The 22935-nt window shown below is 72.5% G+C and carries 20 protein-coding genes and 1 pseudogene; 8 read left to right on the top strand and 13 right to left on the bottom strand.

Features of this window, described 5'->3' with window-relative positions; translation table 11 throughout:
* Together B0E54_RS28905 and B0E54_RS28900 are read right to left on the bottom strand one after the other, a co-directional pair.
* The coding region (locus B0E54_RS28905) for a nitrate- and nitrite sensing domain-containing protein (protein ID WP_234589888.1) at nucleotides 1-2070 on the bottom strand (2070 nt) is incomplete at its 3' end.
* Between the two features lie 98 nt (nucleotides 2071-2168).
* On the bottom strand, nucleotides 2169-3581 hold the full coding sequence (locus tag B0E54_RS28900) for an FGGY family carbohydrate kinase (protein WP_234589885.1): 1413 nt from the start codon (nucleotides 3579-3581) through the stop codon (nucleotides 2169-2171).
* Nucleotides 3582-3852: 271 nt separating this feature from the next.
* Between B0E54_RS28900 and B0E54_RS28895 the strand changes: the two genes are divergently transcribed.
* Nucleotides 3853-5784, top strand: coding sequence for an anthranilate synthase family protein (locus tag B0E54_RS28895; protein WP_234589903.1), 1932 nt, complete (start codon nucleotides 3853-3855; stop codon nucleotides 5782-5784).
* Between the two features lie 114 nt (nucleotides 5785-5898).
* Here the strand turns inward: B0E54_RS28895 and wrbA are convergent, their stop codons facing one another.
* The 4 genes from wrbA to B0E54_RS28875 form a co-directional block, all read right to left on the bottom strand.
* Nucleotides 5899-6516 (bottom strand): NAD(P)H:quinone oxidoreductase, encoded by a 618-nt coding sequence (gene wrbA / locus B0E54_RS28890; RefSeq protein WP_234589883.1) that lies wholly within the window; start codon nucleotides 6514-6516, stop codon nucleotides 5899-5901.
* A 288-nt stretch (nucleotides 6517-6804) separates the two neighbouring features.
* Nucleotides 6805-7173: a DUF3037 domain-containing protein gene (locus B0E54_RS28885; RefSeq protein WP_234589880.1), complete on the bottom strand. Its 369-nt coding sequence runs from the start codon at nucleotides 7171-7173 to the stop codon at nucleotides 6805-6807.
* Nucleotides 7170-7928: a HipA family kinase gene (locus B0E54_RS28880; RefSeq protein WP_234589868.1), complete on the bottom strand. Its 759-nt coding sequence runs from the start codon at nucleotides 7926-7928 to the stop codon at nucleotides 7170-7172. The genes B0E54_RS28885 and B0E54_RS28880 overlap by 4 nt, the downstream gene beginning before the upstream one ends.
* Before the next feature lie 80 nt (nucleotides 7929-8008).
* On the bottom strand, nucleotides 8009-8401 hold the full coding sequence (locus tag B0E54_RS28875) for a hypothetical protein (protein WP_234589865.1): 393 nt from the start codon (nucleotides 8399-8401) through the stop codon (nucleotides 8009-8011).
* Between the two features lie 136 nt (nucleotides 8402-8537).
* Here B0E54_RS28875 and B0E54_RS28870 point away from each other — a divergent pair, with 136 nt between their 5' ends.
* Nucleotides 8538-9659: a winged helix DNA-binding domain-containing protein gene (locus tag B0E54_RS28870; protein WP_234589863.1), complete on the top strand. Its 1122-nt coding sequence runs from the start codon at nucleotides 8538-8540 to the stop codon at nucleotides 9657-9659.
* Here B0E54_RS28870 and malQ read toward each other — a convergent pair.
* From malQ to B0E54_RS28845, 5 genes are all read right to left on the bottom strand, one after another.
* Nucleotides 9641-11665, bottom strand: a complete 2025-nt coding sequence (malQ, locus tag B0E54_RS28865) for a 4-alpha-glucanotransferase (protein WP_234589861.1) — start codon at nucleotides 11663-11665, stop codon at nucleotides 9641-9643. The two genes, B0E54_RS28870 and malQ, sit on opposite strands and share 19 nt — an antisense overlap.
* Nucleotides 11666-11830: 165 nt before the next feature.
* On the bottom strand, nucleotides 11831-13039 hold the full coding sequence (locus B0E54_RS28860) for an ABC transporter ATP-binding protein (RefSeq protein ID WP_234589859.1): 1209 nt from the start codon (nucleotides 13037-13039) through the stop codon (nucleotides 11831-11833).
* 10 nt (nucleotides 13040-13049) lie between these two features.
* The gene (locus B0E54_RS28855; RefSeq protein ID WP_234589857.1) at nucleotides 13050-13886 is read right to left on the bottom strand and encodes a carbohydrate ABC transporter permease; all 837 of its coding nucleotides are present in this window, start codon (nucleotides 13884-13886) and stop codon (nucleotides 13050-13052) included.
* A gap of 1 nt (nucleotide 13887) precedes the next feature.
* Nucleotides 13888-14871: a sugar ABC transporter permease gene (locus B0E54_RS28850; protein WP_308195419.1), complete on the bottom strand. Its 984-nt coding sequence runs from the start codon at nucleotides 14869-14871 to the stop codon at nucleotides 13888-13890.
* Nucleotides 14868-16157 (bottom strand): ABC transporter substrate-binding protein, encoded by a 1290-nt coding sequence (locus tag B0E54_RS28845; RefSeq protein WP_234589854.1) that lies wholly within the window; start codon nucleotides 16155-16157, stop codon nucleotides 14868-14870. The genes B0E54_RS28850 and B0E54_RS28845 overlap by 4 nt, the downstream gene beginning before the upstream one ends.
* Nucleotides 16158-16483: 326 nt before the next feature.
* On the opposite strand from B0E54_RS28845, the gene B0E54_RS28840 reads away from it, so the two are divergent.
* From B0E54_RS28840 to B0E54_RS28830, 3 genes are all read left to right on the top strand, one after another.
* Nucleotides 16484-17185 carry a VOC family protein gene (locus B0E54_RS28840; protein ID WP_234589852.1) on the top strand — a complete coding sequence of 234 codons (702 nt, stop codon included), beginning with the start codon at nucleotides 16484-16486 and terminating at the stop codon, nucleotides 17183-17185.
* Nucleotides 17186-17370: 185 nt separating this feature from the next.
* Entirely contained in the window at nucleotides 17371-17802 is a 432-nt protein-coding gene (locus B0E54_RS28835; protein WP_234589839.1) for a hypothetical protein, read from the top strand.
* A 47-nt stretch (nucleotides 17803-17849) separates the two neighbouring features.
* Nucleotides 17850-18167, top strand: a complete 318-nt coding sequence (locus B0E54_RS28830) for a hypothetical protein (protein WP_234589836.1) — start codon at nucleotides 17850-17852, stop codon at nucleotides 18165-18167.
* 366 nt (nucleotides 18168-18533) lie between these two features.
* Here the strand turns inward: B0E54_RS28830 and B0E54_RS28825 are convergent, their stop codons facing one another.
* Together B0E54_RS28825 and B0E54_RS28820 are read right to left on the bottom strand one after the other, a co-directional pair.
* Entirely contained in the window at nucleotides 18534-19244 is a 711-nt protein-coding gene (locus tag B0E54_RS28825) for an HAD family hydrolase (protein ID WP_234589833.1), read from the bottom strand.
* Between the two features lie 86 nt (nucleotides 19245-19330).
* Nucleotides 19331-19906 carry a TetR/AcrR family transcriptional regulator gene (locus B0E54_RS28820; protein WP_234589820.1) on the bottom strand — a complete coding sequence of 192 codons (576 nt, stop codon included), beginning with the start codon at nucleotides 19904-19906 and terminating at the stop codon, nucleotides 19331-19333.
* A 50-nt stretch (nucleotides 19907-19956) separates the two neighbouring features.
* Between B0E54_RS28820 and B0E54_RS28810 the strand changes: the two are divergent.
* The 3 genes and pseudogenes from B0E54_RS28810 to B0E54_RS28800 all read left to right on the top strand — a co-directional run bounded on the left by B0E54_RS28810 (nucleotide 19957) and on the right by B0E54_RS28800 (nucleotide 22592).
* Nucleotides 19957-21284: pseudogene (locus tag B0E54_RS28810) on the top strand (low temperature requirement protein A).
* A 513-nt stretch (nucleotides 21285-21797) separates the two neighbouring features.
* On the top strand, nucleotides 21798-22187 hold the full coding sequence (locus B0E54_RS28805; protein ID WP_234589813.1) for a hypothetical protein: 390 nt from the start codon (nucleotides 21798-21800) through the stop codon (nucleotides 22185-22187).
* A gap of 180 nt (nucleotides 22188-22367) precedes the next feature.
* Nucleotides 22368-22592 (top strand): hypothetical protein, encoded by a 225-nt coding sequence (locus B0E54_RS28800; RefSeq protein ID WP_234589800.1) that lies wholly within the window; start codon nucleotides 22368-22370, stop codon nucleotides 22590-22592.
* Nucleotides 22593-22935: the final 343 nt, after the last annotated feature.

Genomic DNA, 22935 nt, shown 5'->3' with positions numbered 1-22935 from the left:
CAGCCGCTGCGCGGCGGCGCCCCGCGCCGCACTCGCCGCCAGCATCCGCGCCGGCGCCGGCGGATCCAGCTCCACCGAACCGGCCGGAGCCAGCAGGGCGCCCGGCAGCACCAGCCGCGCGACCAGGCCGCTCTGGCCCGCGTCGAGCTGCACCCGCACGCCGAGGCGGCTCGCCAGGTGGCTGACCACGAACAGGCCCATCCGCTCGACAGCCGCGACGTCCGCGGCCGGCGGAGTGGCCAGCACCGCGTTCGCCTCGGCCAGCGCGGCCGGGCTCATGCCCAGGCCGTCGTCCACGATCTCGATCAACGCTCCCGAAGCCTGGACCCGGGCGGTCACCAGCACGACAGTGTCCGGACGGGAGAACGCGGTCGCGTTCTCCAACAGCTCGGCCAGCATGTGCACCAGTTCCCCGACCGCGTGCCCCACCACGTTGACCTCGCCCACCGAATCCAGCCGGACCCGCTGGTACTGCTCGATCTCGGCGGCGGCGGCCAGCAGCACGGTGCCGAGACCCACCGGACGGTTCCACCGCCGGGTGGAATCCGTACCGGCGAGCACGAGCAGGCTCTCGTCGTTACGGCGCATCCGGGCGGCCAGGTGGTCGAGCTTGAACAGGTTGTCGAGCTGGTCCGGGTCGCTCTCCTCGCGCTCGAGGTCGTCGAGCAGCTCCAGTTGGCGCTCCACCAGCACCTGGCTGCGGCGGGCCAGGTTGACGAACATCGCGTTGACGTTGCGCCGCATCGACGCCTGCTCGACGGCGACGGTCACCGCGCTGCGGTGCACCGCGACGAACGCCTCCGCCAGCTCACCGATCTCGTCGAGTGAACGGACCACCGCCGGCGCGACCTCGATGCTCGGCACCCCGCCGGTGACGGTCCGCAGCCGATCCAGCGCGTCCGGCAGCTCGACCTGCGCGATCCGCAGCGCCTGGCTGCGCAGCAGCCGCATCGACCGGGCGACCGACCGCCCCACCAGCAACGAGATCAGCAGGGCGACCAGCAGGACGGCGACGACACCGCCGACCACCAGCAGGGTGGCTCGCAACTGGCCGCTGCTGGCGTCGTCGGCCTGGCGCACCGCGTCGTCCAGCACCCCCGCCTCGACCTGGCGCAGCAGCTCCTGACGCTGTTGGCTGGCCGACCACCACTGCTCGGACGGCAGCACCTCGGACGCGGCGTTCCCGGCCGGCAGGCTGCGCTCCTCCAGCTGGGTGGCGACCAGGAACAGCGGGTTCACCGAGGTCTCGTCGTACCGGCGGATCTGGTCCGTGGTGGCGGCCACCCGGAACGCGCCGAGGGCGGTCAACTGCTGGGCCCGCAGGTCGGTGAGGGCCACCCGGTCCTCCGTGCCGTACCGGCCGGCGCGGGCGGCGGCGTAGAGCTGGGCGCGGACGCGCGAGGAGAGCTCCTTGACCCGGGCCAGCTGCACGTAGCGCAGCACCGCGTCGCTCAGCGCCGCCCGGTCCTGACCCGGGGTCGGCTCGGCGAGCAGATCCAGCAGCGCGCCCACGGCCCGGTGGTAGTTGCTCAGGATGGTGTCGTTGCTGAGGACCGCCGGCGGGATCGCCGGACGGATGTCGATCACCTGGTCGTACGCCTCCTGCGCCTCGGAGAAAGCCACTCGCCAGGACGCGTCGGCGTCGGCCAGCGGCCTGGCCGCCCGACTCAGGTCGGCCATCGCCCGGTCGGAGGACGCCTGCAACGGCCGCAGCGCGGTCGCGGCGGCCTGCCGGTCGCCACCGCGGCGCAGCTCGCCCAGCTCACCCGCCGAGCGGTCCCGCTCCTGTTGGAGCTGGTGCACCACGGCGGTGATCTCCCGGCCGATGGCGACCTGCCGGGAGAAGTCGTTGAGCGCTGTCGTCCGGCCGACCAGGGTGCTGGTCTGCACCCCCGCGAGCACCAGGAACGCCAACGACGGCACCACCAGCACGGTGGCGAGCTTGGTGCTCATCCGCCAGTCCCGCAGCCGGAACGGCGAGCGGCGTCGATGCGGGACGACGCGGACGTCGAAGCGTCGCCGGCGGTGGTTCGACACCCCGCCGGTCGCCGGGTCGGGACCTGCCGCCACCCTGCCTCCTCCTCCAGCCGCGTCCACCGCGACCCGGGGAGCGCAGTCCATCCAACCAGGCTCGGTAGCGCTGTCAACGGCCCGGGCAGGGCGAAAGTTCAGGAAGGATACTGCGGGTGGGACCGTCCTGTCGTGGTCGGTAAGACCAGCTCATCCGTCCGGCCGATGTCGGCGAGCTCGGCCGCCGCGCCAAAGCGGCCCAGCGCGACCAACGCGGCGCCGGTGGCACCGATCTCCGGGTTCCGTTGGTGCGACACCGGACGCGGCGCGAGCGCGGCGGCGAACGCCTGCCGCCACCACACCGAGGCGGCCACCGCGCCGCCACCCAGCACCACCCCGACCGGTTTGTCGACGGTGGACTCCAACACCGCGAGATCGTCGGCGACCAGCTCGCACAGCCCCTGCATCAACCCGGCCAGGATGTCCACCGCAGTGGTGCTGAAGCTCAGGCCGCGCAGCTCGCCCGAGCCCGCCGGCGCCAACCCGGGCGGCCGGTCGCCCCCGAAACGGGGGTCGGCCGGCCGGCCGCCGCCCGCCGGCACCAACGCCAGCGCCGCGTCCAACTCGTCCCCGGAGGGCAGTCGCAGCTCCCTGTTCGCCCAGGCGAACAGGTTGCCACCGCTGGAGTACGCCGCCCCGGTCACCACGTGGTCGTGGTCGACCCGGTAGCGCCAGAGTCGTTCGGGCAGCCGCGGCAGGGGCTCACCGGCCGGGATCCGCTGCATCAGGCGTACGGCCGCGGAGGTGCCCACCGTGACCGCGGCCCGGCTCGGGTCGGCGCAGCCCGAGCCGACGTTCGACGCGCCGCCGTCACCCACCGGCGGCGTCCACCGGGCCTCGGCCAGCTGCGGCCAGCGGCGGGCGCGGTCGGGCCGGAGCCGGCCGTGCCAGTCCAGCTCACCCAGGGGCGGCAGGTCGCGCGGTCGCGCGCCGGCGAGCGTCAACGCCTCCTCGTCCCAGCGCAGGCTGCTCAGGTCCAGCAGGCCGGTGCCGGAGGCCTGGGAGACCGACATGGGCGCCGCCTGCAGCAGCTCGCCCAGCACGTACTCCGGCAGGCCGACGAACCGTGCGATCGGCGAGCCCGACTGTTCCCGCAGCCAGGGCAGGCGCATGGACCAGTAGGAGCGGTGCCACCAGCAGCCGGTGCGCTGGTGGAACCCGTCCGGGTCGGCCGGGCCGGACGTGTCGCCGACCGGCGCGGGCCGGGTGTCCAACCAGGTGACGACCGGGCCCAGCGGAGTGCCGTCGCGGTCCAGCGGAAGCACCGAGTGCCACTGCGCGGAGGTCGCCACCAGACCGACGTCGTGCAGGTGCCCCGCCTCGGCCAGCTCGTCCAGACACTCGATGAGACAGGCGAGGTAGTCGGGGCCGGAGAGCGTGCCGGTGCCGTCGTCACCGATGGCGAGGTTGACCTTCCGCCGGGCCAGGGCGCCGGGCAGCGGCTGGGTTCCCCCGTCCAGCACCAGCCCGCGTACGGAGGAGGTGCCCAGGTCGAGCGCGAGAATGTTCATCGCCGGTCAAGTTACCCGGTGCCGGCCGCGCGGGAACGAAGGTCCGGTCGGGCACACCCGTACGTCCGAAGGGGTCCCGGGCCGGGCCGCGGCCGCGTAAGGTGGACCGCATGCTCGCGCACCCAACCTCCTGGTGGCCCGCCGACCCGGCGGCCACCCCCCGCGCGTAGCTCCATCCACGCGGCCGCCATCGAGGCGGCCGCCGGATCTCCCGGCCCGGATGGCCGCCACCGCTGGCGGCGCCCGGCCCACGGAGACCACGATGACCAGCCTGACCCACCTGACCGACCTGCTCGCCGCCATCTCCCGTGGCGACGACCCCGGCCCGTTCGCGTTGCTGCGCCGCGAGGGCTCCGACGAGCTGGAACTGTTCACCGGCGTCGTCGCCACCGTCGACCGGCTGGCGGACATCCCGCTGTCGCCGGGTACGCCCGGGGCGCGGACGCTGGCCCTGGTGCCGTTCCGGCAGATCGCCGAACGCGGCTTCGCCTGCGTCGACGACGACGCCCCGCTGGAGTGCCTCCAGGTCCGCGAGCACCTGCGGATCCCCCTGGCCGAGGCCCTGGCCGCACTGCCCGACCCGCCGGTCCGCACCCGCGACGCCGCGTTCGACGTCAGCGACGAGGAGTACGCGGGGATCGTGCAGCGGGTGCTCACCGAGGAGATCGGCCGCGGCGAGGGCGCGAACTTCGTCATCCACCGCACCCTGCACGCCACAGTGCAGGGCGCCCCGCTGGTGGCGGCGCTGGCCGCGCTGCGCCGGCTGCTGGTCGCCGAGCGCGGCGCCTACTGGACGTTCGTGGTGCACACCGACACGCGGACCCTGGTCGGCGCCAGCCCCGAACGACACGTCAGCGTCGACGACGGGCTCGTGATGATGAACCCGATCAGCGGCACCTTCCGGCCCAGCGGCGACACCCCGGACCGGGAGGCCCTGCTGCGGTTCCTCGCCGACCCCAAGGAGGTCGAGGAGCTCTACATGGTGCTCGACGAGGAGCTGAAGATGATGGCGACCGTCGCCGAGCACGGCGGCCAGGTCATCGGCCCGTACCTCAAGGAGATGTCCCACCTGGCGCACACCGAGTACCTGCTCGCCGGGCGGGGCACCCGCGACGTGCGGGAAGTGCTGCGGGAGACGATGTTCGCGCCCACCGTGACGGGCAGCCCGATGGAGAACGCCTGCCGGGTGATCGCCCGGCACGAGCGCCGGGGCCGGGGCTACTACGCGGGTGTGCTGGCCCTGCTCGGGCACGACGACGCCGGCCGGCAGACGCTTGACGCGCCGATCCTGATCCGTACCGCCGAGATCTCCCCCGCCGGCCAGCTGCGGGTGCCGGTCGGCGCCACCCTGGTCCGGCACTCCACGGCGGCCGGCGAGGTGGCCGAGACGCACGCCAAGGCCGCCGGGGTGCTGGCCGCGCTCGGTCTCGGCCCGGCGGCGCCCGCCGGCGACCGCGGGCCGGTCGTGCGGCTGGCCGACGACCCGGCGGTACGCGATGCGCTCGCCGCGCGGAACACGCCGCTGGCCCGGTTCTGGTTGGACCAGCGGGCGCCGGACGCGCCGGGGCTGCCCGGGTTGGCCGGTCGGCGGGCACTGATCGTGGACGCCGAGGACACCTTCACCGGCATGCTGGCGCACCAGCTGGGCGCGTTGGGTCTCGCGGTCACGCTGCGGCCGTGGCACGCCGGCGGCCCGGTCGACGAGTACGACCTGGTGGTGGCCGGGCCCGGGCCGGGCGACCCGGGCAGCGCGGACGACCCGAAGATGACCGCGTTGCGGGAGCTGCTGGACGGGCTGCTGGCGACCGGCCGGCCCACCCTCGCGGTCTGCCTGGGGCACCAGGTGCTGGCCGGGCTGCTGGGGCTGCCCCTGCACCGCCGGGACGCGCCCTATCAGGGGTTGCAACGGGAGGTCACCCTGTTCGGCAGGACCCGCCGGGTCGGCTTCTACTCCTCGTTCACCGCCCGGGCCGAGGTGGACCTGCTGCACACCGCGTACGGGACGGTGGAGCTGGCCCGGGACGCGCGCGACGGGTCCGTGCACGCCCTGCGCGGGCAGGGTTTCGCCGGGGTGCAGTTCCACCCGGAGTCGGTGCTCAGCCCGGACGGGCTGACCGTGCTGACCGAGTTGCTGGCCGATCTGCTGCCGGCGTCCCGCCCGGTCCGGCAGGCATCGCCCACCGGCCCGGCCCACCAGGCGTAGCCGACCCGACCGCGCCCGCTCGGCATAGCCACCGCGATCGTGGGGTAGGGCTGGTGCGACAGGTGGTGCGGGCGGGCCGAGAGCCCCCGCCCGCGCCACCGGTCGCACCAGCTGTCAGCCGCCCAGGCCCTGCTTGAGCGCGGTGCCGATCAGCACCGCCCGGCGGGCGGTGAGGGCGCAGGCGCCCAGCGCCACCGCGTCCGGGGCGATCTCCCCGTTGTTGCTGGTGTGCGAGGCGCCGTACGGGTTGCCGGCGATGAACTGGCTGGAGTCGGTGTAGCCGGGGGGCACCACGACACCACCCCAGTGGTAGAAGACGTTGAAGAGCGAGGTGAGGGTCGTCTCCTGCCCGCCGTGCGAGGTCGCGGTCGAGGTAAAGCCCGCGTAGACCTTGTTGGCCAACGCGCCCTGCGCCCACAGCGGACCGGTCGTGTCGATGAACTGCTTCAGCTGGGCGGCGATCATGCCGTACCGGGTGGGCGATCCGAGGATCACCACGTCGGCCCAGGCCAGGTCGTCGATCATCGCCTCGGGCACGTCCTGGGTCTCCAGGTGGTGCGCCTGCCAGCCGGAGTTGGAGCGGATCGCCTCGTCCGGCGCCAGCTCCCGCACCTTGCGCAGGCGCACGTCGGCGCCGGCCTCCCCGGCGGCCTCGCACGCGGCCTGCGCCATCTGGTAGGTGATGCCGGTGGCGCTGTAATAGATCACCGCTACCTTGGTCTGGGCAGCCATCAGATTGTCCCCTTCTCGTCTCGGGTCAGCTCCCGCGACTACCCGACGGGTGCGGTGACAAACGACGCCGGTGACCGCCTTCCGGTCGTCCGGGCTCAAGTTTTCCGCAAGTTCCCGGTCGTTCCGGCCCGGCCGTGAGCGCGGGCGGCCATCCTGATGCCATCGGTGCCGGCGCGATCCTGCCGCCCCCCAGGCACCGGGCGCCTGAACGGGGGATCGCGCTCCGCTGGCAACGACGCTGGCGCAGCGCGATCAGGGGTACGTCCCGAGACCTCGCGGCCCGTGCGCTCAGCGGACCAGCGCCGCCATCAGCCGATCCAGCTCGTCGGCCGGGTCAGCGGTGAGGCCGGTGTGCACCGGGCCCGCCTGGATCATCGTGCTGCGGGGCGCGGCCAGCCAGTGGAACCGCTCACCGAGCCGCATCCGGGTCGCCGGCCCGTCACCGGAGCAGGTCCGGTCCAGGGAGTCGAGCACCGCCGCCACGGCCGGCAGATCGACATCGGGCGCCAGCGCGCGGACCCGATCGGCGTCCAGGTGCGTCCGCGCGGCCAGGAAGTCACGCTGCTGGCAGTAGAGCAGCACCCCGACGTTGATCTGCTCGCCGCGCTCGATGCGGGGCACCAGCCGGATGAGGGCGTACTCGAACGGATGCCTCACGCCACGCTCCCCGCCGGTAGCCAGTCCGCCGGCCGGGCGACCCGCCGCGACAGGTGCGCCACGTACGCCTCGCGTGCCGCGTCGGCCGAGTCGAAGTCGGCGGCGGTCAGCCACTGGTCCGGCACCAGCGCCAGCACCTCCCGCAGCAGTTCCGGGGTGACCCGGGGGGCCAGCTCGGCATCGGCCTCGGCCATTCGCGACGCGTACGGCTCCAGGACGTGGTCGTCCGCGCGGTAGGCCCGGTGCACGGCGGCGTCGGCGCGCGGCCAGTTGTGGTGGAAGTACAGCGCGGCGCCGTGGTCGATGAGCCACAGCTCCCGGTGCCAGACCAGCAGGTTCGGGTTGCGCCAGCTCCGGTCGACGTTCTCCACGTACGCGTCGAACCAGAGCACCCGGGACGCCAGCACGGCGTCGACCGGGTGTGCGACCGGGTCGAAGCCGAGCGCTCCCGGGAGGAAGTCCATCCCCAGGTTGGCGCCACCGCTGTTGCGCAGCAGCTCCTGCACCTCCTGGTCGGGCTCCGCCCGCCCGATCACCGGGTCGATGTCGAGGACCACCAGCGGTGGCACCCGCAATTCCAGCCGGCGGGCCAGCTCACCGCAGATCACCTCGGCAATGAGCGCCTTGGGGCCCTGCCCGGCGCCGGAGAACTTCGCCACGTACGTGCCGAGGTCGTCGGCCTCCACGACGCCCGGCAGCGAGCCACCCTCGCGCAGCGGCGTGACGTAGCGGATGGCGTTGACCTGGCGGAGCACGTCGCCCACCCTACTGGGGCCCGGGTCGTGACCCGCCCCCTGTCGTCGTCGGACGTGCTCCGCCATCCGGGCGGCCCGCCTCAGTCGAGCTTGTCGCGCAGCTTGTCGACCTGCGTCTGGAGGCGGTTCACCGCGTTCTCGTTGTTGACGAAGGTGGTGATTCCCGCGGCGAGGCCGAGGCCGATCAGCACCGCCAGGATGCTCAGCACCAGCCCGCCGATCGACACCCCGCGGCCGGTCACCCCGGGTCGTTGCGCCATCTTGAGCCCGACGATGCCGAGGATGATTCCGATGATGCCGAGCACCAGCCCCAACCAGGCGAGGATGGCGGTCAACACGCTGAACAGGCCGGCGACGCCGAAGACCAGCGCGAAGGTGGCGGCCGCGCTGGTCTTCGCGCTGGCATCCCCCCGGTGGCTCCGAGACCCGGCCGGTACGCCGGCGCCCCGCGCCGGCTCGCTTGCGGCAGTCATGCGACTCCCCCTTCGTACGCGCGGCTCGCGTACTTCCGGTGCGCCGCCTTCCCGCTGCTCAGGCGGTTATGCAGCCGGGCCACTGTCGGTCGGGTGCCCTACCCTGACGCAGCCACCCCCCGGGGAAGGGAGTCCGATGACCAGGGACCGCACCGCGTCCGAGGCCCTCGGCCTGCGGATGACGAGCCTGCTGCTGCGACCGCACCCGAGCATCCGGCCCGGCACTGCGGCCGAGGTGGTTGAGTGGTTCGGCGCGATGCAGGCGCAGGATGTGGCGAGCGGGATGTGGTCGCTGGGTGTCCGGTTGCCGGGGTGGACCAGATCCGATGTGCAGGCGGCGCTGGAGCGCCGTGAAGCTCTGCGCACGTGGCCGATGCGGGGCACCGTGCACCTCGTTCCCCCCACCGACACCCGCTGGATGCTGGAGCTGACCGGCGTCCGCTCGCTGGCCGGCGCGGCGACCCGTCGAACGCAACTCGGGCTCACCGAGGCCGACGCGGGCCGGGCGTTGGACGTGCTCGGCGCGGCGCTGGTCGGCGGACGCCGGCTCACGCGGGCGGAGTGCCTGGCGGCCCTCCGGGCTGCGGGCCTGTCGACGGACGGCCAGCGTGGCTACCACCTGCTCTGGTACGCGAGCGTGCGCGGGGTGACCTGCGTGGCGCCGAACGTCGGCGCCGACCAGACCTTCGCCCTGCTCGACGAGTGGGCGCCGGAGCAGCGCCACCTGGATCGGGACGAGGCGTTGGCCGTGCTCGCCCACCGCTACGTCCGGGGGCACGGGCCGGTCACGGCCCGCGAGTTCGCCGGCTGGAGCGGCCTCACCCTGACCGACGCGCGGCGCGGCCTGGCAGCCGCCGGTGAACTGCTGAGCACCGTGGTCGTCGACGGCGAGCCGATGCACGTGGACGCGGCGCTGTGCGACACGGCGTCGGCCGGTGCGCGCGAGCCGCAGGATGACGTGCTGGCGTTGCCCGGCTTCGACGAGTACCTGCTCGGCTACCGGGACCGCACGCTGATGCTCGACCCCGCGCACCAGCCGGCCGTGGTGCCCGGCAACAACGGCGTCTTCCAGGCGACGGTGGTCCGCGCCGGCCGGGTGGTGGGCGTCTGGAAGCGTACGCTCGGCCGGGCCGCCGTCACGGTGGCGATCCGGCCGCTGACGGCGCTGGACGCCGGCGAGCGAGCGCGGGTGGAGCAGGCGCTGGGACGGTACGCGGACTACCTCGGGCTGCCCGCCCGCTACGACTGGTCGGCCTGAGGGCTGCTCGGCTCGGACCGGCGCGGGGCGGACGATCGGGGACGCGCGGCGGTGAGCAGGTCGACGACGCGCGTCACCTGCAGGTCGTCGCGGATCTGCGCCACGGTCGCCGGCAGCGGCAGGCGCCAGTTCGGGTACTCGTCGACGGTGCCCGGCATGTTGGGCTGGCGCACCTCGCCCAGCACGTCGTAGAGGGAGACGCCGAGCAGCCGGGTGGGGCTGGCCGCGAGCGCGGCGTGCATCGCCACGACCACGTCGTCGTCGGACGGGCCCGGCTCGCCGCCGGGCGTCGCCCCGGGGTCGGCCGGCTCGGGCAGCAGCGCCTCGTCGCGCAGCATCGCCAGCAGCCGCTCGCGGTCGGCGGCGGCCCGGGCCCGCTCGACGGCCACGTCGGTGCCGAGCAACTTCAACTCGTCGCGGACCCGGACGTGCTCGCCGGTCAGGAAGCCCGCAGCGGTGGGCAGGTCGTGGGTGGAGATGCTGGCCAGCGCGTTACGCGGCCACCGGGCCGGCGGGACGAAGGTGCCGTCGTCGTCCCGGGCGAACCACAGCACCGTCGAACCGAGCATGTTGCGCCCCCGCAGCCCCCGGGTCACGGCGGGTTGGACCGTGCCGAGATCCTCGCCGACCACCACCGCGCCGGCCCGGTGGGCCTCCAGCGCGAGGATGCCGAGCATCGCCTCGGCGTCGTACCGGACGTAGGTGCCCTCGGCGGCGCTGGCGCCCGGCGGCACCCACCACAGCCGCCACAGCCCCGCGACGTGGTCGACCCGCAGGCCGCCCGCGTGCCGCAGGGTCCGCCGCAGCATGTCCCGGTACGCCGCGTACCCGGTCTCGGCGAGCCGGTCCGGCCGCCAGGCGGCGAGGCCCCAGTCCTGGCCGAGCTGGTTGAAGTCGTCAGGTGGGGCGCCGACCCGCACCCCTTGGGCGAGGACGTCGGCGAGCTGCCAGCCGTCCGCGCCGCCCGGGTCGATGCCGACGGCCAGGTCGTGCACCACACCGACCGGCATCCCGGCCGCGCGGGCCGCCGCGGTGACGGCGTCGAGCTGCTCGTCACACAGGTGTTGCAGCCAGGCGTGGAAGGCCACCCGGTCGGCGAGCTGCCGACGCTGCTCGGCGACCGCCGGGGCGTCCGGGTGGTGCAGCTCCGCCGGCCAGGCACGCCAGTCGTTGCCGTGCCGCTCCGCCAGCGCGCACCAGGTGGCGAAGCTGGCCAGCGCCGGGTCCGCGGCCAGGTCGACCGGCCGGGCGTACGGGTGCAGCAGCTCCAGGGCGTGCCGCTTGGCGGTCCACACCTCGTCGTAGTCGATCAGGTCGCCACGGTCCGGGCGCAGCGCGTCCACCACCGCCCGGGTCGCCGGGTCTGCCGCGGCGTACGCAGCGGTGTCACTCACGCGCAGGTAGAGCGGGTTGACGAAGCGACGGCTGGCCGGCGAGTACGGCGAGGCGGCCACCGGATGCGCGGGCCCCACCGCGTGCAGCGGGTTGAGCAGCACCAGCCCCGCGCCCGTGGCGCCGGCCCAGCCGGTGAACTCGGCCAGGTCGCCGAGGTCGCCCATGCCCCAGGAGCGTTCCGAGGTGAGCGCGTACAGCTGGAGCATCCAACCCCAGGTGCGTGGCGGCACGGGCAGCCGGCGGGGCACCACCACGAGTGTCACCTCGCGGCCGGCGCAGCCCAACCGGTGCCAGCCCAGCGGCAGGTCTCCCGGCAACTCGCCGTCGACGTCGCGGCGACCGCCGTCCTCCAGGGTCACCACGCCCGGGCCGGGCAGCGCCCGGGTCGTGCCGTGGGTCAGCACCACAGTCGGCGGCAACGCGGTCGGATCGACCGCGCGGGCGGCGGCGAGGGCGTCGGCAACGGCGGCCGGGCTGGTCGCGTCCACGCCGAGCATTCCGAGCACGCCCACGACGGTCTCCGGTGCGACCTCGACGCGGCGGTGCCGCCAGTCCTCGTACCAGGTGGACACGCCGTGCGCCCTGGCCAGTGCGGTCAGTCGTCGGTCCATCCCGCCCCCCGCCTCACGATGCGACCTGCGACCACCTTGCCACGCCCACCCACGCGGTGCAGCGCAAGGCGTGCCCCCCACCTCGCCGATCTTGCACTTGCTGTCGCGACACAGTCGACAACAGAAGCCGCAAGATCGGCGGGACGGGTACGCGAGGGGCGGGTGTCAGTCGGCGAGGGCGCCGGCTGACCTGCCCTCGTGCAGGGTGAGGTTGCGGCCGTTGGTCGGGTCGAACAGGTGGATCTTCTCCAGGTTGAACCAGACCCGGCGGGACTGTCCCTCCGCGACCGGCGACTCAGCGGACAACCGGGTGACCAGGTTGCCGCCGGTGCCTGCGAAGTCACCGGCGCCCGCGTCGGCGGCCAGCTCCTCCAGCTCGGCGGCGCTGGCCCGCTCCCCCTCGACAGTGAAGTAGACGTACTTGTCCGAGCCCATCGACTCGACGATCTCCACGGGCGCCTCGAACTCCAGGCCCCGGCGGCGGGTGTCCTCGTCGACCAGTTCGGCGTCCTCGAAGTGCTCGGGGCGTACGCCGAGGATCAGCTCGCGGGGCGCGTCGGCCGCCTCCAGCTCGCGGCGGACGCGGTCGCCGAGCGGCACCTCGCCCAGGGCGGTGTGCAGGCTGCCGTCCTGCACGGCGGCGTGCAGGAAGTTCATCGACGGGGAGCCGATGAAGCCGGCCACGAAGAGGTTGCGGGGGTGGTCGTACAGCTCCTGCGGAGGCCCGACCTGCTGGATCGCGCCACCGCGCATGATGACCACCCGGTCGCCGAGGGTCATCGCCTCGGTCTGGTCGTGGGTGACGTAGACGGTGGTGGTGCCGAGCTGCTTCTGCAACCGGGACACCACAGTGCGCATCTGCACGCGCAGCTTCGCGTCCAGGTTGGACAGCGGTTCGTCCATGAGGAACGCCTTGGGCTGGCGGACGATCGCCCGACCCATCGCGACCCGCTGACGCTGACCGCCGGAGAGGTTGGCCGGCTTGCGGTCCAGCAGCGGCACCAGCTCCAGCACCTTGGCCGCCTCGTCGACCTTGGCGTTGATCGTCTCCTTGTCGAGCTTCGCCAGGCGCAGCGGGAACGCCATGTTCTCCCGCACGGTCATGTTCGGGTACAGCGCGTAGGACTGGAACACCATGGCGATGTCCCGGTCCCGGGGTGCCTTGTCGTTGACCCGCTGGCCGCCGATGCGCAGCTCGCCGGAGCTGATGTCCTCCAGGCCGGCGATCATGTTGAGGGTGGTGGACTTGCCGCAGCCCGAGGGACCGACCAGGATCACGAACTCGCCGTCGGCGATCTCCAGGTCGACGTCCTGCACGGCGACGGTCCCGTCCGGGAAACTCTTGCTCACCTTGTCGAGCACGATGTCAGCCATGACTACTCACCTATCCCTTGACTGCGCCGGAGGTCAGGCCGGACACGATGCGGCGCTGGAAGAAGAGGACGAACAGGATGATCGGTACGGTGATCACCACGGCGGCGGCGCAGATCGCCCCGGTGGGGTCCTCGAACTGCGACGCGCCGGTGAAGAACGACAGCGCGGCCGGCACCGTGCGGGACCGCTCGGTGGAGGTCAGCGAGATGGCGAACAGGAAGTCGTTCCAGCAGAAGATGAAGACCAGGATCGCCGTGGTGAACAGGCCGGGCGCGGCCAGCGGCGCGATCACCCGCCGGAACGCCTGTGCCTGGGTGGCGCCGTCCATCTTCGCCGCCTTCTCCAGGTCCCAGGGGATCTGCTTGAAGAACGCCGACAGCGTGTAGATCGCCAGCGGCAGTGCGAAGGTGATGTACGGCAGGATCAGCCCCGGCCAGGTGTCGAAGATCTTGAGCTGACGCTCGATCTCGAACAGCGGTGACACGAGGGACACCTGCGGGAACATCGCGATCAGCAGGGAGACCCCGACCAGCAACCCCTTGCCGGGAAAGTCCAGCCGGCTGATCGCGTACGCGGCCATCGCGCCGAGCACCACCGCGATGAGCGTGGCGATCAGGGCGATGCCGATCGAGTTGATCAGCGCGCGGACGAACTGGTCGGTGTCGAAGATCGTCCGGTAGTTGTCCAGCGTCCACTCCCGGGGGATGAAGTTCCCGTCGGTGAGGGTGGCCGGCGTCTTGAACGACAGCGACGCGATCCACAGCACCGGGACCAGCGCGAAGACGACCACGAGGACGTCGAGCAGACCCCAGCGCACCTTCGCCCGGGTGGTGGTTTCGACAGCCATGTCAGCGCCTCTCCCCGTCGTCGCTGCCGGGGGCAGCGGTGCCGAACAGCTTCACGAAGACGAAGGCGATGATCGCCACGGTGATGAAGATGAGCACCGACATCGTCGAGCCGATGCCGAGGTTGAGACCCCGGATCAGGTTGTTGTAGGCGAGCATCGACACCGACGAGGTCTCGTTGCCTCCGGCGGTCAACACGAAGATGTTGTCGAAGACCCGGAACGCGTCCAGGGTGCGGAACAGCAGCGCCACCAGGATCGCCGGCTTCATCACCGGCAGCATCACCTTGGTGAACTTCTGCCAGGAGGTCGCCCCGTCGGTGGAGGCGGCCTTGAGCAGGTCCTCCGGCACCAGCGCCAGCCCCGCCATCAGCAGCAGCGCCATGAACGGCGTGGTCTTCCAGATCTCCGCCAGCATGATGATCGCCAGCGAGCTGGCCCGCTCGGTGAGCGGCGCACCGTCGCTGAACAGGTCGGCCAGGTAGCCGGTGCCGGGCGTCCAGGCGTACCGCCAGGAGAACGCGGCGACCACCGTGACGATGCCGTACGGGATGAGCGCCGACGTGCGGACGAGGCCGCGCCCGACAAGCGTGCGGTGCATGATCAGCGCCAGCCCCATGCCGAGCACCAGCTCGACGGCCACGGTGACCACGGTGATCAGCGCGGTCACCCCGAACGCCGTCCACCAGAACTCGTTGGTGAGCACTGTGACGTAGTTCTCCAGCCCGATGAACTCGCGTTGGTCCGGAAAGCGCAGGTCGTAGCGCTGCAACGACAGCCAGACCGAGTAGATGATCGGGTACGCGGTCACCGCTACCATCACCAGCGCGGCGGGCGCGCAGAGCAGCCAACCGAGCCGGCGTTCGGCCCTCTTGTTCTCACTCAGCGGCGGCTTACGGCGGCCGCCCCGCTGGGTGGGCACGGTGGTGGTGGGTCGTTCCGCCTCGGCGCTCACCTGCGCGCCGGCCGGCGTGGCGTTGACACTCACGGCAGGACCCCCTTGGACTGGAGGGCGTCGGCGATGGCGCCGCGCAGCTCATCGGCCGTCTGTTGCGGACGGATCGCCGACGGTGGCGACAGGATCGCCGACATGACCGTCGAGATGCTCTGGTAGGCCGGGGTCAGCGGACGCGTCGCCGGGTCCTTCAGCTCTTCGAGGATGGTGTCCTTCATGGGGTACGCCTCGGTCATCTCCGGCTCGTCGAAGACCGCCTCGATGGTCGGTGGCACGCCGTCGTTGATGGCGGAGAACTTCTGGTGCTCGGGGCTGCGCAGACACCGGGCCGCCTCGAACGACTGCTCCGGGTGCCGGGAGTAGGAGCTGACCGCCAGGTTCACGCCGCCGATGGTGACCTTGCTGGGCGTGTTCTCGTCGATGCCGGGCACCCGCGCCCAGCCGACCTGCTTGGCCAGCTCCGGGTTGGCCTCCTGCAACGCCGGGTAGACGAACGGCCAGTTCACCTGGAACGCGCCCGAGCCGGACTGGAACTCCAGCCGGACGGGGTCCTCGGTGGCGTTGCTGAACGACGGCGACGTCACGCCCGACGTGGCGAACCGCTGCAACTGCTCCAGCGCCCGGACCGTGCCGTCGTCCATGACGGCCTTCTTGCCGTCGTCGGAGAGGACCTTCCCGCCGGCGCTCTCGGCCAGGGTGTTGTAGAGGACGACCAGGCCCTCGTACTGCGCGCCCATGGTGAGCACCTGGTACGGCTTGCCCTGCTCCTTGAGCTGCTTCGCGGCCGTGATCATCTGGTCCCAGGTGGTCGGCGGCTGCGGCACCAGGTCCTTGCGGTACCAGAGCAGTTGGACGTTGGTGTTCTTCGGCGCGGCGTAGAGCTTGTCCTCGTAGCGGGCGGTGTCCAGCGGCCCGGCGAGGGTGCCCTGCTCGACGTCGGACTTGTCCTGGCCGGTCCACTCGCGGATCCAGTCGGCGCTGGCGAACTCCTGGGTCCAGGTGACGTCCAGGCCGAGCACGTCCATCCCGGTGTCCTCGGCGGCCAGCCGGCGCACCATCTGCACCCGCTGGTCGTCGGCCTGGCGGGGCAGCACCCGGTAAACGATCTTGTATCGTCCCTGGGCCTGCGCGTTGCAGTCGTCGACCACCTTCTGCAGGTTCTGCTCCGGCGGGTAGTACAGGTTGATCGTCGGCGTACCGCCGCCACCGTCGTCGGCGCCGCACGCGGCCAGCGGCGCGACCAGCGCCAGCGCGGCGGCTGCGGCGCCCAGCCGGGCAGCCGGCCGACGCCGGTGTCGAGCCGTTTCGGGGTCTGTCATCGCCCTCCCCCTCTCTTCGGCGAGAAACCGGGGAGGGGCATCCGTGCCCCGGTGCACGGCGAGGCCATTGCGGGCCGATGAGCTGCGGAAATGCCCAGGCCCGGATGGTCCCAGCGGCTACACTGCCCCACCTGCGAAGTCACGAAACCTGCCCGCAACGGGCAGGACGAGCACCCCGCACGATCCGCACAACATCCCTGTCGTTGCTGCCTCAAGGCCGCCGGAGGCAGCAATATCACCGAAACTGTGCGGATCTTGCGGACCGCCGCGTACGACACGCCACGCACCGCCCCCCGCGACCGCGCCGGACCGGCCATGCTGGGACCGTGATCGCACGCTTCAAGGACCTCTGCCTGGACGCCGCCGACCCGCTCGCACTGGCGGGCTTCTGGGGGCGGGTGCTCGACGCCGACGTGGCCGACGCCGGTGACGGCGACACGCGGATCGATCCCCGCTCGGCACGCTCGGCCGCCGAGTCGATCTGGGTGAACCGGGTGCCCGAGCCCCGGACCGGCGCGACCCGCGTACACCTGGATCTGCGCCTGGCGGACGCGGACCCGGCGGCGCTGCTCGCGGCCGGCGCACGGTCGGTGCGCGAGCCCGACGGCGACACCGACCGCCGGGTGCTGGCCGACCCGGAGGGCAACCAGTTCTGCGTGCTCCCCGCCAGCGACGGGGCCCGGCCGGGTCCAGTCGGGCTGGTGGTGGCCGCGGTCGACCCGGCCGCTCAGGCCACCTGGTGGGCCGGTGTGCTCGGCGGCAGGGTCGAGCATGGATCGAGCAACGCGTCGGTGGTCGGCGCGGCCGGGTTCGAATGGGAGCGCTGGGTGTTCAACGCGGCGCCCGGGCCCAAGGCCGTCAAGAACCGGATGCACTGGGACGTCGAGATGGTCAGCCCGGAGCCGACAGCTCTGCTCGACGCGGGCGCGACGCTGTTGCGCGAGCCGATCACCGAGGCGCACTGGTGGGTGCTGGCCGACCCCGAGGGCAACGAGTTCTGCGCCTTTTCGCCACGCCCCACCGGGTGAACGACCGACTACCCAGCGCGGGCGGCTTCGACTAGCGTTTCCGTAGCGCCGCAGCCAGCGCGTTCGCCGCCGACGTCGACACGCCTCCGGCCGGCCCAGCCTGCCCGATCGGTTGGTTATCGCGGGAACGTCCCACCGCCACTGCACCGGTTCGGCAGGATCGTCCCAATGAGGGAGGTGCCGTCGTGCAGGACACCCGCGCTCTCGCCCTGACGTTCGAGGTGAGCGGCCTGCCACCGGTCAAGACCGAAGCGTTGTCCATCTTCGCCGCCGGGCATCGGCAGGCGACGAGGGTCCGCACCCTGCTCCAGGCCGCCCTCGGCGCGGCCCAGCGCACCGGCTGGACGCCGTTGCCCGGGCCGATCGAGGTCGACCTGGTTCTGCGCTGCCCGCCCGGGCACCGGACATCCGACGCCAGCACCCTGCTCGGCGGCGTCTGCGCGGTGCTCCAGGACAAGAAACGGGTCTCCACCATCGGCCTGGCGCACCTCGGCGTCCTGGTGGACGTCGCCCTCTACGACGACGACCGGCAGATCCGCCGCCTGTCGTACCACGAGGAGCCGGCGGAGGACTTCTCGTACCAGGTGCGGGTCGCCGCCGTACCATCCGGCGTTTGACCGACGGCCGCGGTGGGGTATCGCGGACGCCGACGAAGGGAGCACCGATGTCGGAGCCACATGTCACGCTCGACCCGCGCGGGCTCGATCCGGTGCAGCAGAAGCTGCGCGGGCCGCTGGAGGACCAGCTGACCTCGGCTCTCCAGGCAGCCACCGACCGGGTTCGCGCCGGCTACGCCGGCGAGCCGGTCGAGCAGGTGTGCCAGCGGCTGTTGGACGAGACGCGCTCCGGGTTGCATCCCGACATCGCGGCCGGGTTCAACCCGGACATGGACGAGTTCTGCCGGGTGGCGATCTCGATCGTGCGCGGCGGGTCCGACGAGCCGGACGCCCACCACGGCGGCGACGGCCGGCACCGCGCCTGACGGGCCGGCATCGATCGGAGTGGCCGGGTCAGGACCGGGTCCGCAACTACCCGGTCCTGACCCTCGGCCGTCCGACGGGGAGCGGACAGGTCCGGCACCCACCGCGCGCGTGGGCGCGGCACGACGCCACGCGGCCCGGCGGGGAGGTTCCGGCCGCCCTGCACTCAGCTCCACGGTGCCCACCCGCCGGACACCCGTGCGCCCCCGGCACACCCCGAAAGGCCGTGAGCGCCGGCCCAGGTTAGGCGGATCCCGACGGGCGGACAAGCGTTGCGGGACCGTCCGCGACGTGACTGATCTCAAGGGGAAAAAGCGGCATGTGGGCGTAACGCGACCCTGATCTTCGACGCTGTTCGGGTTCGACGGTCAGAAGTGCCGGAGCAGGTCACGGAAGGCGGCCAGCCGCAGGATGCCGTCGTCGGTCGGGTCCAGCTCGTCCTCCTCCAACACCCAGGTGTTCTCGTTCGGAATGAAGACCGCGTTCAGCCCGGCCGCCCGCGCCGGGAGGATGTCGGACTTCGGGGAGTTACCGATCATCCACGCGTCGGCCGGCTCGAACCCGTGCTCGCGGATGAGCCACCGGTAGGTGTCGACGTTCTTCTCGGCGACGATGTGCGCCGCCCCGAAGTGGTGCAGCAGCCCGCAGGCGTCCAGCTTGCGCTGCTGCTCCTCCCGCTCGCCCTTGGTCAGCAACAGCAGTTCGTGCCGGCCGGCCAACTCGTCGAGCGCCTCGGCGACACCGGGCATCAGCTCCACCCGGTGCTCCACAAGCGCCAGGGCCAGCCGGTCGATCTCCTGGCGCTCGGCGTCGGTGGCCGGCCGTTCGCGCAGCCGCTCCAGGCACTCGGCGAGGCTACGGAGGAAGACCTTGCTGCCGTACCCGTGCGCCACCGCGTTGGCCCGCTCGATGTCGTCGAGGATCGCCCGGGTCTGGGCCCGGTCCAGGGTGGGGTGGTCGAGCCAGGCCAGGAAGTCGTCGATCACCCGCTCGAAGACGACGTTGTTCTCCCACAACGTGTCGTCCGCGTCGAAGATCAGCACCTGTGCCCGTCGGCGGGCCTCCTGGTCCGCGGTCATGCCGCCCCCTCCTCGCGATCACGCTCGTGCGGACGCGAACTTTAGGGCATCCCGCCCTGGGCACCCAGCGAGTTTCCGCCCGCCGCTCACGGCCACCGAAGCAGCCGTTCCGCGATCATCGACTCCCGCTCCTCCTGCGCCTCGGGGCGCAGCCGGCCACCACGGGTGAGCATCACGAGGCCGTGCAGCAGGCTCCAGCCGACCTCGGCCAGGGTGTCCGGATCACGCCCCTGGGCCAGCGGTAGCAGGGCCGCCCGCAGCGCGGCGGACACGGCCCGGGGCGCCGCCGGCACACCGGCCGCGCCGAGCGCGAGGTCCGGGGTCAGCGCGAGCATCGCGTCGTAGACAGCCGGATTGGCGTACGCGAAGTCGAGGTACGCGCTCGCCATCACCGCCCAGGCCCGTTCCGGGTACGGGTTGTCGGCGTGCGCTGCGGTCAGCGTGGCGGCCAGATCGGCGAAGCCGTGCACCGCGACCGCGGCCAGCAGCGCCTCCTGGTCGGCGAAGTGGCGGTACAGGTCGCCGAGGTCCATCTCGGCCCGTTCGGCGACCCGACGGACGCTCAGGCCCACCCAGCCCTCGGCTTCGGCCAGCGCGCGGGCGGCGGCGACGATGAGCATTCGTCGCTCGTGTTCGATGGCCTCCTCGGCAGGTACGGACACCGGCCGAGCGTAACGATCCGCACTGTCCGCATCCGCCTCGTGACAGATTGGTGACTGATCGCCTGCTCCGAGCCCTTCGCTGCCGTATCCGGTGGTGGTTCGTTAGGTGGTCAGGTCACCGCGACGGGAGGGCACGTGGTCGTTCGACGGCGTCCGCCCACCGAGGCGGTCGGCGGGTGAGGGAAATCCCCGATGGCGGGCTGCTGCGCGGCGCGGGCACCCGGGAGCGGGCCACCTTCCTGGAGCTGTTCCTCGATCTCGTCTTCGTCTTCGCCCTCACCCGGATCTCCCTGCGGCTGATCGACGACTTCACCGACGGCGAGCGGGGCGCGTTCGCGGGCCTCGGTCAGGCGCTGGTGCTGTTCCTGGCGCTGTGGACGGTGTGGACGCTGACGGTCTGGTCGACCAGTTGGCTCGACCCGGAGGCGATGGTCGTCCAGACCGTCATCGTCATCACGATGGCGGCGCGATGACGATGGCGGTCGCCGTGCCCGACGGATTCGGCGCGCGGGCCTCCCTGTTCGCCATCACGCTGGTGACCCTCCAGGTCGGACGGGTGGTGTACTTCCACATCGCCGGCCATGGCCGTCCCGATCCGCAGCAGTCGATCCGGATCATGTTCTGGTTCGGCCTGAGCGCGCCGTTCTGGATCGTCGGTGGGCTGGTGAACGACGGCGACGTCCGTGGTTGGCTCTGGGCGGTCGCCGTCCTGGTGGACTACACCGGGTCGTACCTCGGGTGGCCGACGCCGCGCCTGGGGGCGCAACGGCTCGGCGTCCAGGGCATCGCGGCCGAGCACCTGGCCGAGCGGTACCAGCAGTTCCTGCTCATCGCGCTCGGCGAGGCCATCTTCGTGATCGGGCTGGCGTTCAGCGGCAGCGGCTTCCACGCCGAGCAGACGGCCGCCTTCGTGCTCGCGCTGGCGACGACGGTCCTGCTGTGGCGGATCTACTTCCACCTGGCCGGCGGGACGCTGGGCGCCGCCGTCGGCAACTCCGGCGACCCCGCCCGACTCGCCACCGACATGGCGTTCGCCCACCTGGCGATGATCGCCGGGATAGTGCTGACCGGCGTGGGCATGGAGCTCTACATCACCGAACCGTTCGGGCCCCTCCCGGCGACCTGGCTCATCCCCATCATCGGTGGTCCGGCGCTCTTCCTCGCCGGAAGGTCGGCCCTGGAATACCAGGTGTTCGCCCGGATCTCCCGCTCCCGGATCGTCGGCCTGCTCGCCCTGGCCCTGCTGGTGCCGGCGACCCTTCCCCTGCGACCGCTCACCGCCGGCACGGCCGCCACCCTGGTGCTGCTCGGCGTCGCCGGCGCGGACTCCCGGCACTCCCGGCACCGGCCCCGCGAGATGGCCAGGCCGCCGTTCTGACCCTGCCATCGATAAGCGGCGCAGCGGGGTCGCCTGCCGCATGTGCGACAGCTTCTCGGGACTGCGGACGGCGTACAGACCGCTGACGAGACCGTCGACGACGCGCACCGTCGGGACGGTGTCGAGTGCGCCGCCGGACCGGACGATCAACGCCGGCCAGCCGTTGACCTCGGCCGGATGCAACGACAGCGCGGCGACCTCCACCTTGCGGGAGGCCAGGAGACGGGCCACCCGGTCGGCGCCGACGACCGGCCGCAGCGCCGCCTGCTTGATGCCGCCGCCGTCGCCCAGCAGGACGACGTCGGGCGCCAGGACGTCGAGCAGGCCGCGCACGTCGCCCGACTCGACCGGCCGCTGGAACACCTGCAACGCACGTCGCGCCTCGGTCGCGGAGACCGGGCCGCGCGGTCGACGTGCGGCGACGTGCGCCCGTGCCCGGTGGGCGACTCGGCCCCGAGACCTCCACCGGCCGACGTTCACGGGAACTCCACAACGCCTCGCTAGCCTGGCGCGATGACATCGCCGACCCCGCCGCGTCAACGCGCCCGACCGCTTCTCGTGGCCGGGTTCGGCGTCGTGGGCCTGCTGGCGTGCCTGTGGGGGCTGTGGTTCGCGTCGCTGCGGGCGTTCGGCGACGAGGGATCGTTGCCGCCGAAGTGGCGCATCCCGGACGTGCCCGCCGGGGCGACAGTCGTCGACGAGAGCGAGGAGTGCGCCTCCGGCGGGTGCTGGTGGCAGGTCACGGTGACGCCCGCGGCCGGACAGTCGCCGGAGGATCTGGCCGAGCAGATGGGTCTCTCCGAGGACCGGACCGAGCCGCCGAAGTTGTTCGACCCCGGGTCCGTCTACGTGGTGGCACAACCCAGGAACGGCCAGTTGGTCATCCACGTCGGCTACGAGTAGCCCCTCGGGCCTCGGCGGTCCTGCGTCACATCATGCGAGTTGAAGCGCTTGAGGTTGGGGACTCTTCATCCATGGCAGCGACGAAGGCGGGCCCCGAAGCGCCCCTGAGCATCCAGGAGATGGGAGACCGCCGGTGAGCGGTTCATCGGCGTCGGTGGCCCGGCGATTACCTTCTTCGACATGGCGGCGATGCTCGCGCGGCACCTGCCCAGCCTGGCCGACCGGGTGCCGGCCCGGGAACCGAGCGACGAGGAGGTCCGGGAGGCCGCGAAGACCGAGCCGGCCCTGCGCGACGCCGCCGCCCTACGCGGACAGATCCCGATGATCAGCAACAACAAGGCACGTCGGATCCTCGGATGGCCCCCCCGGTGGAGACGACGATCACCGACACCGCCGACAGCCTGATCAAGCACGGCCTCGTCACGCCCTGACCACCCGCACCCGGCGCCCGTCCCACCCTCCGACGCACGCCGCCGCCCGGCCGCCGCCGCCGCCCGGCATGATCGTGCTCGATCCAGGATGTAGTGGCCTCCCGCGCCGAGGACACCACTACAACAAGGATCGAGCGCGATCATGACGGAGCCGGCCCGCAAGATCCGCACACTTTCGGTGATGTTGCTGCCTCCGGCCGTCGTGATGCAGCAGCATCACTGAAGTTGCGCGGATCTTGCTGGCGCGGTGCGCGGCGCGGACCGGTGCGCGGGCGCAAGGCGCGGGGCGCGGGCGCGGGCGCGAGGCGCGGGGCGCG

Source organism: Micromonospora sp. MH99 (assembly GCF_021442385.1).
In the GTDB taxonomy this organism is placed as follows: Bacteria; Actinomycetota; Actinomycetes; order Mycobacteriales; family Micromonosporaceae; genus Micromonospora.
The sequence above is the reverse complement of the archived record's forward strand: the minus strand, read 5'-3'. Positions and strand labels throughout refer to the sequence as shown.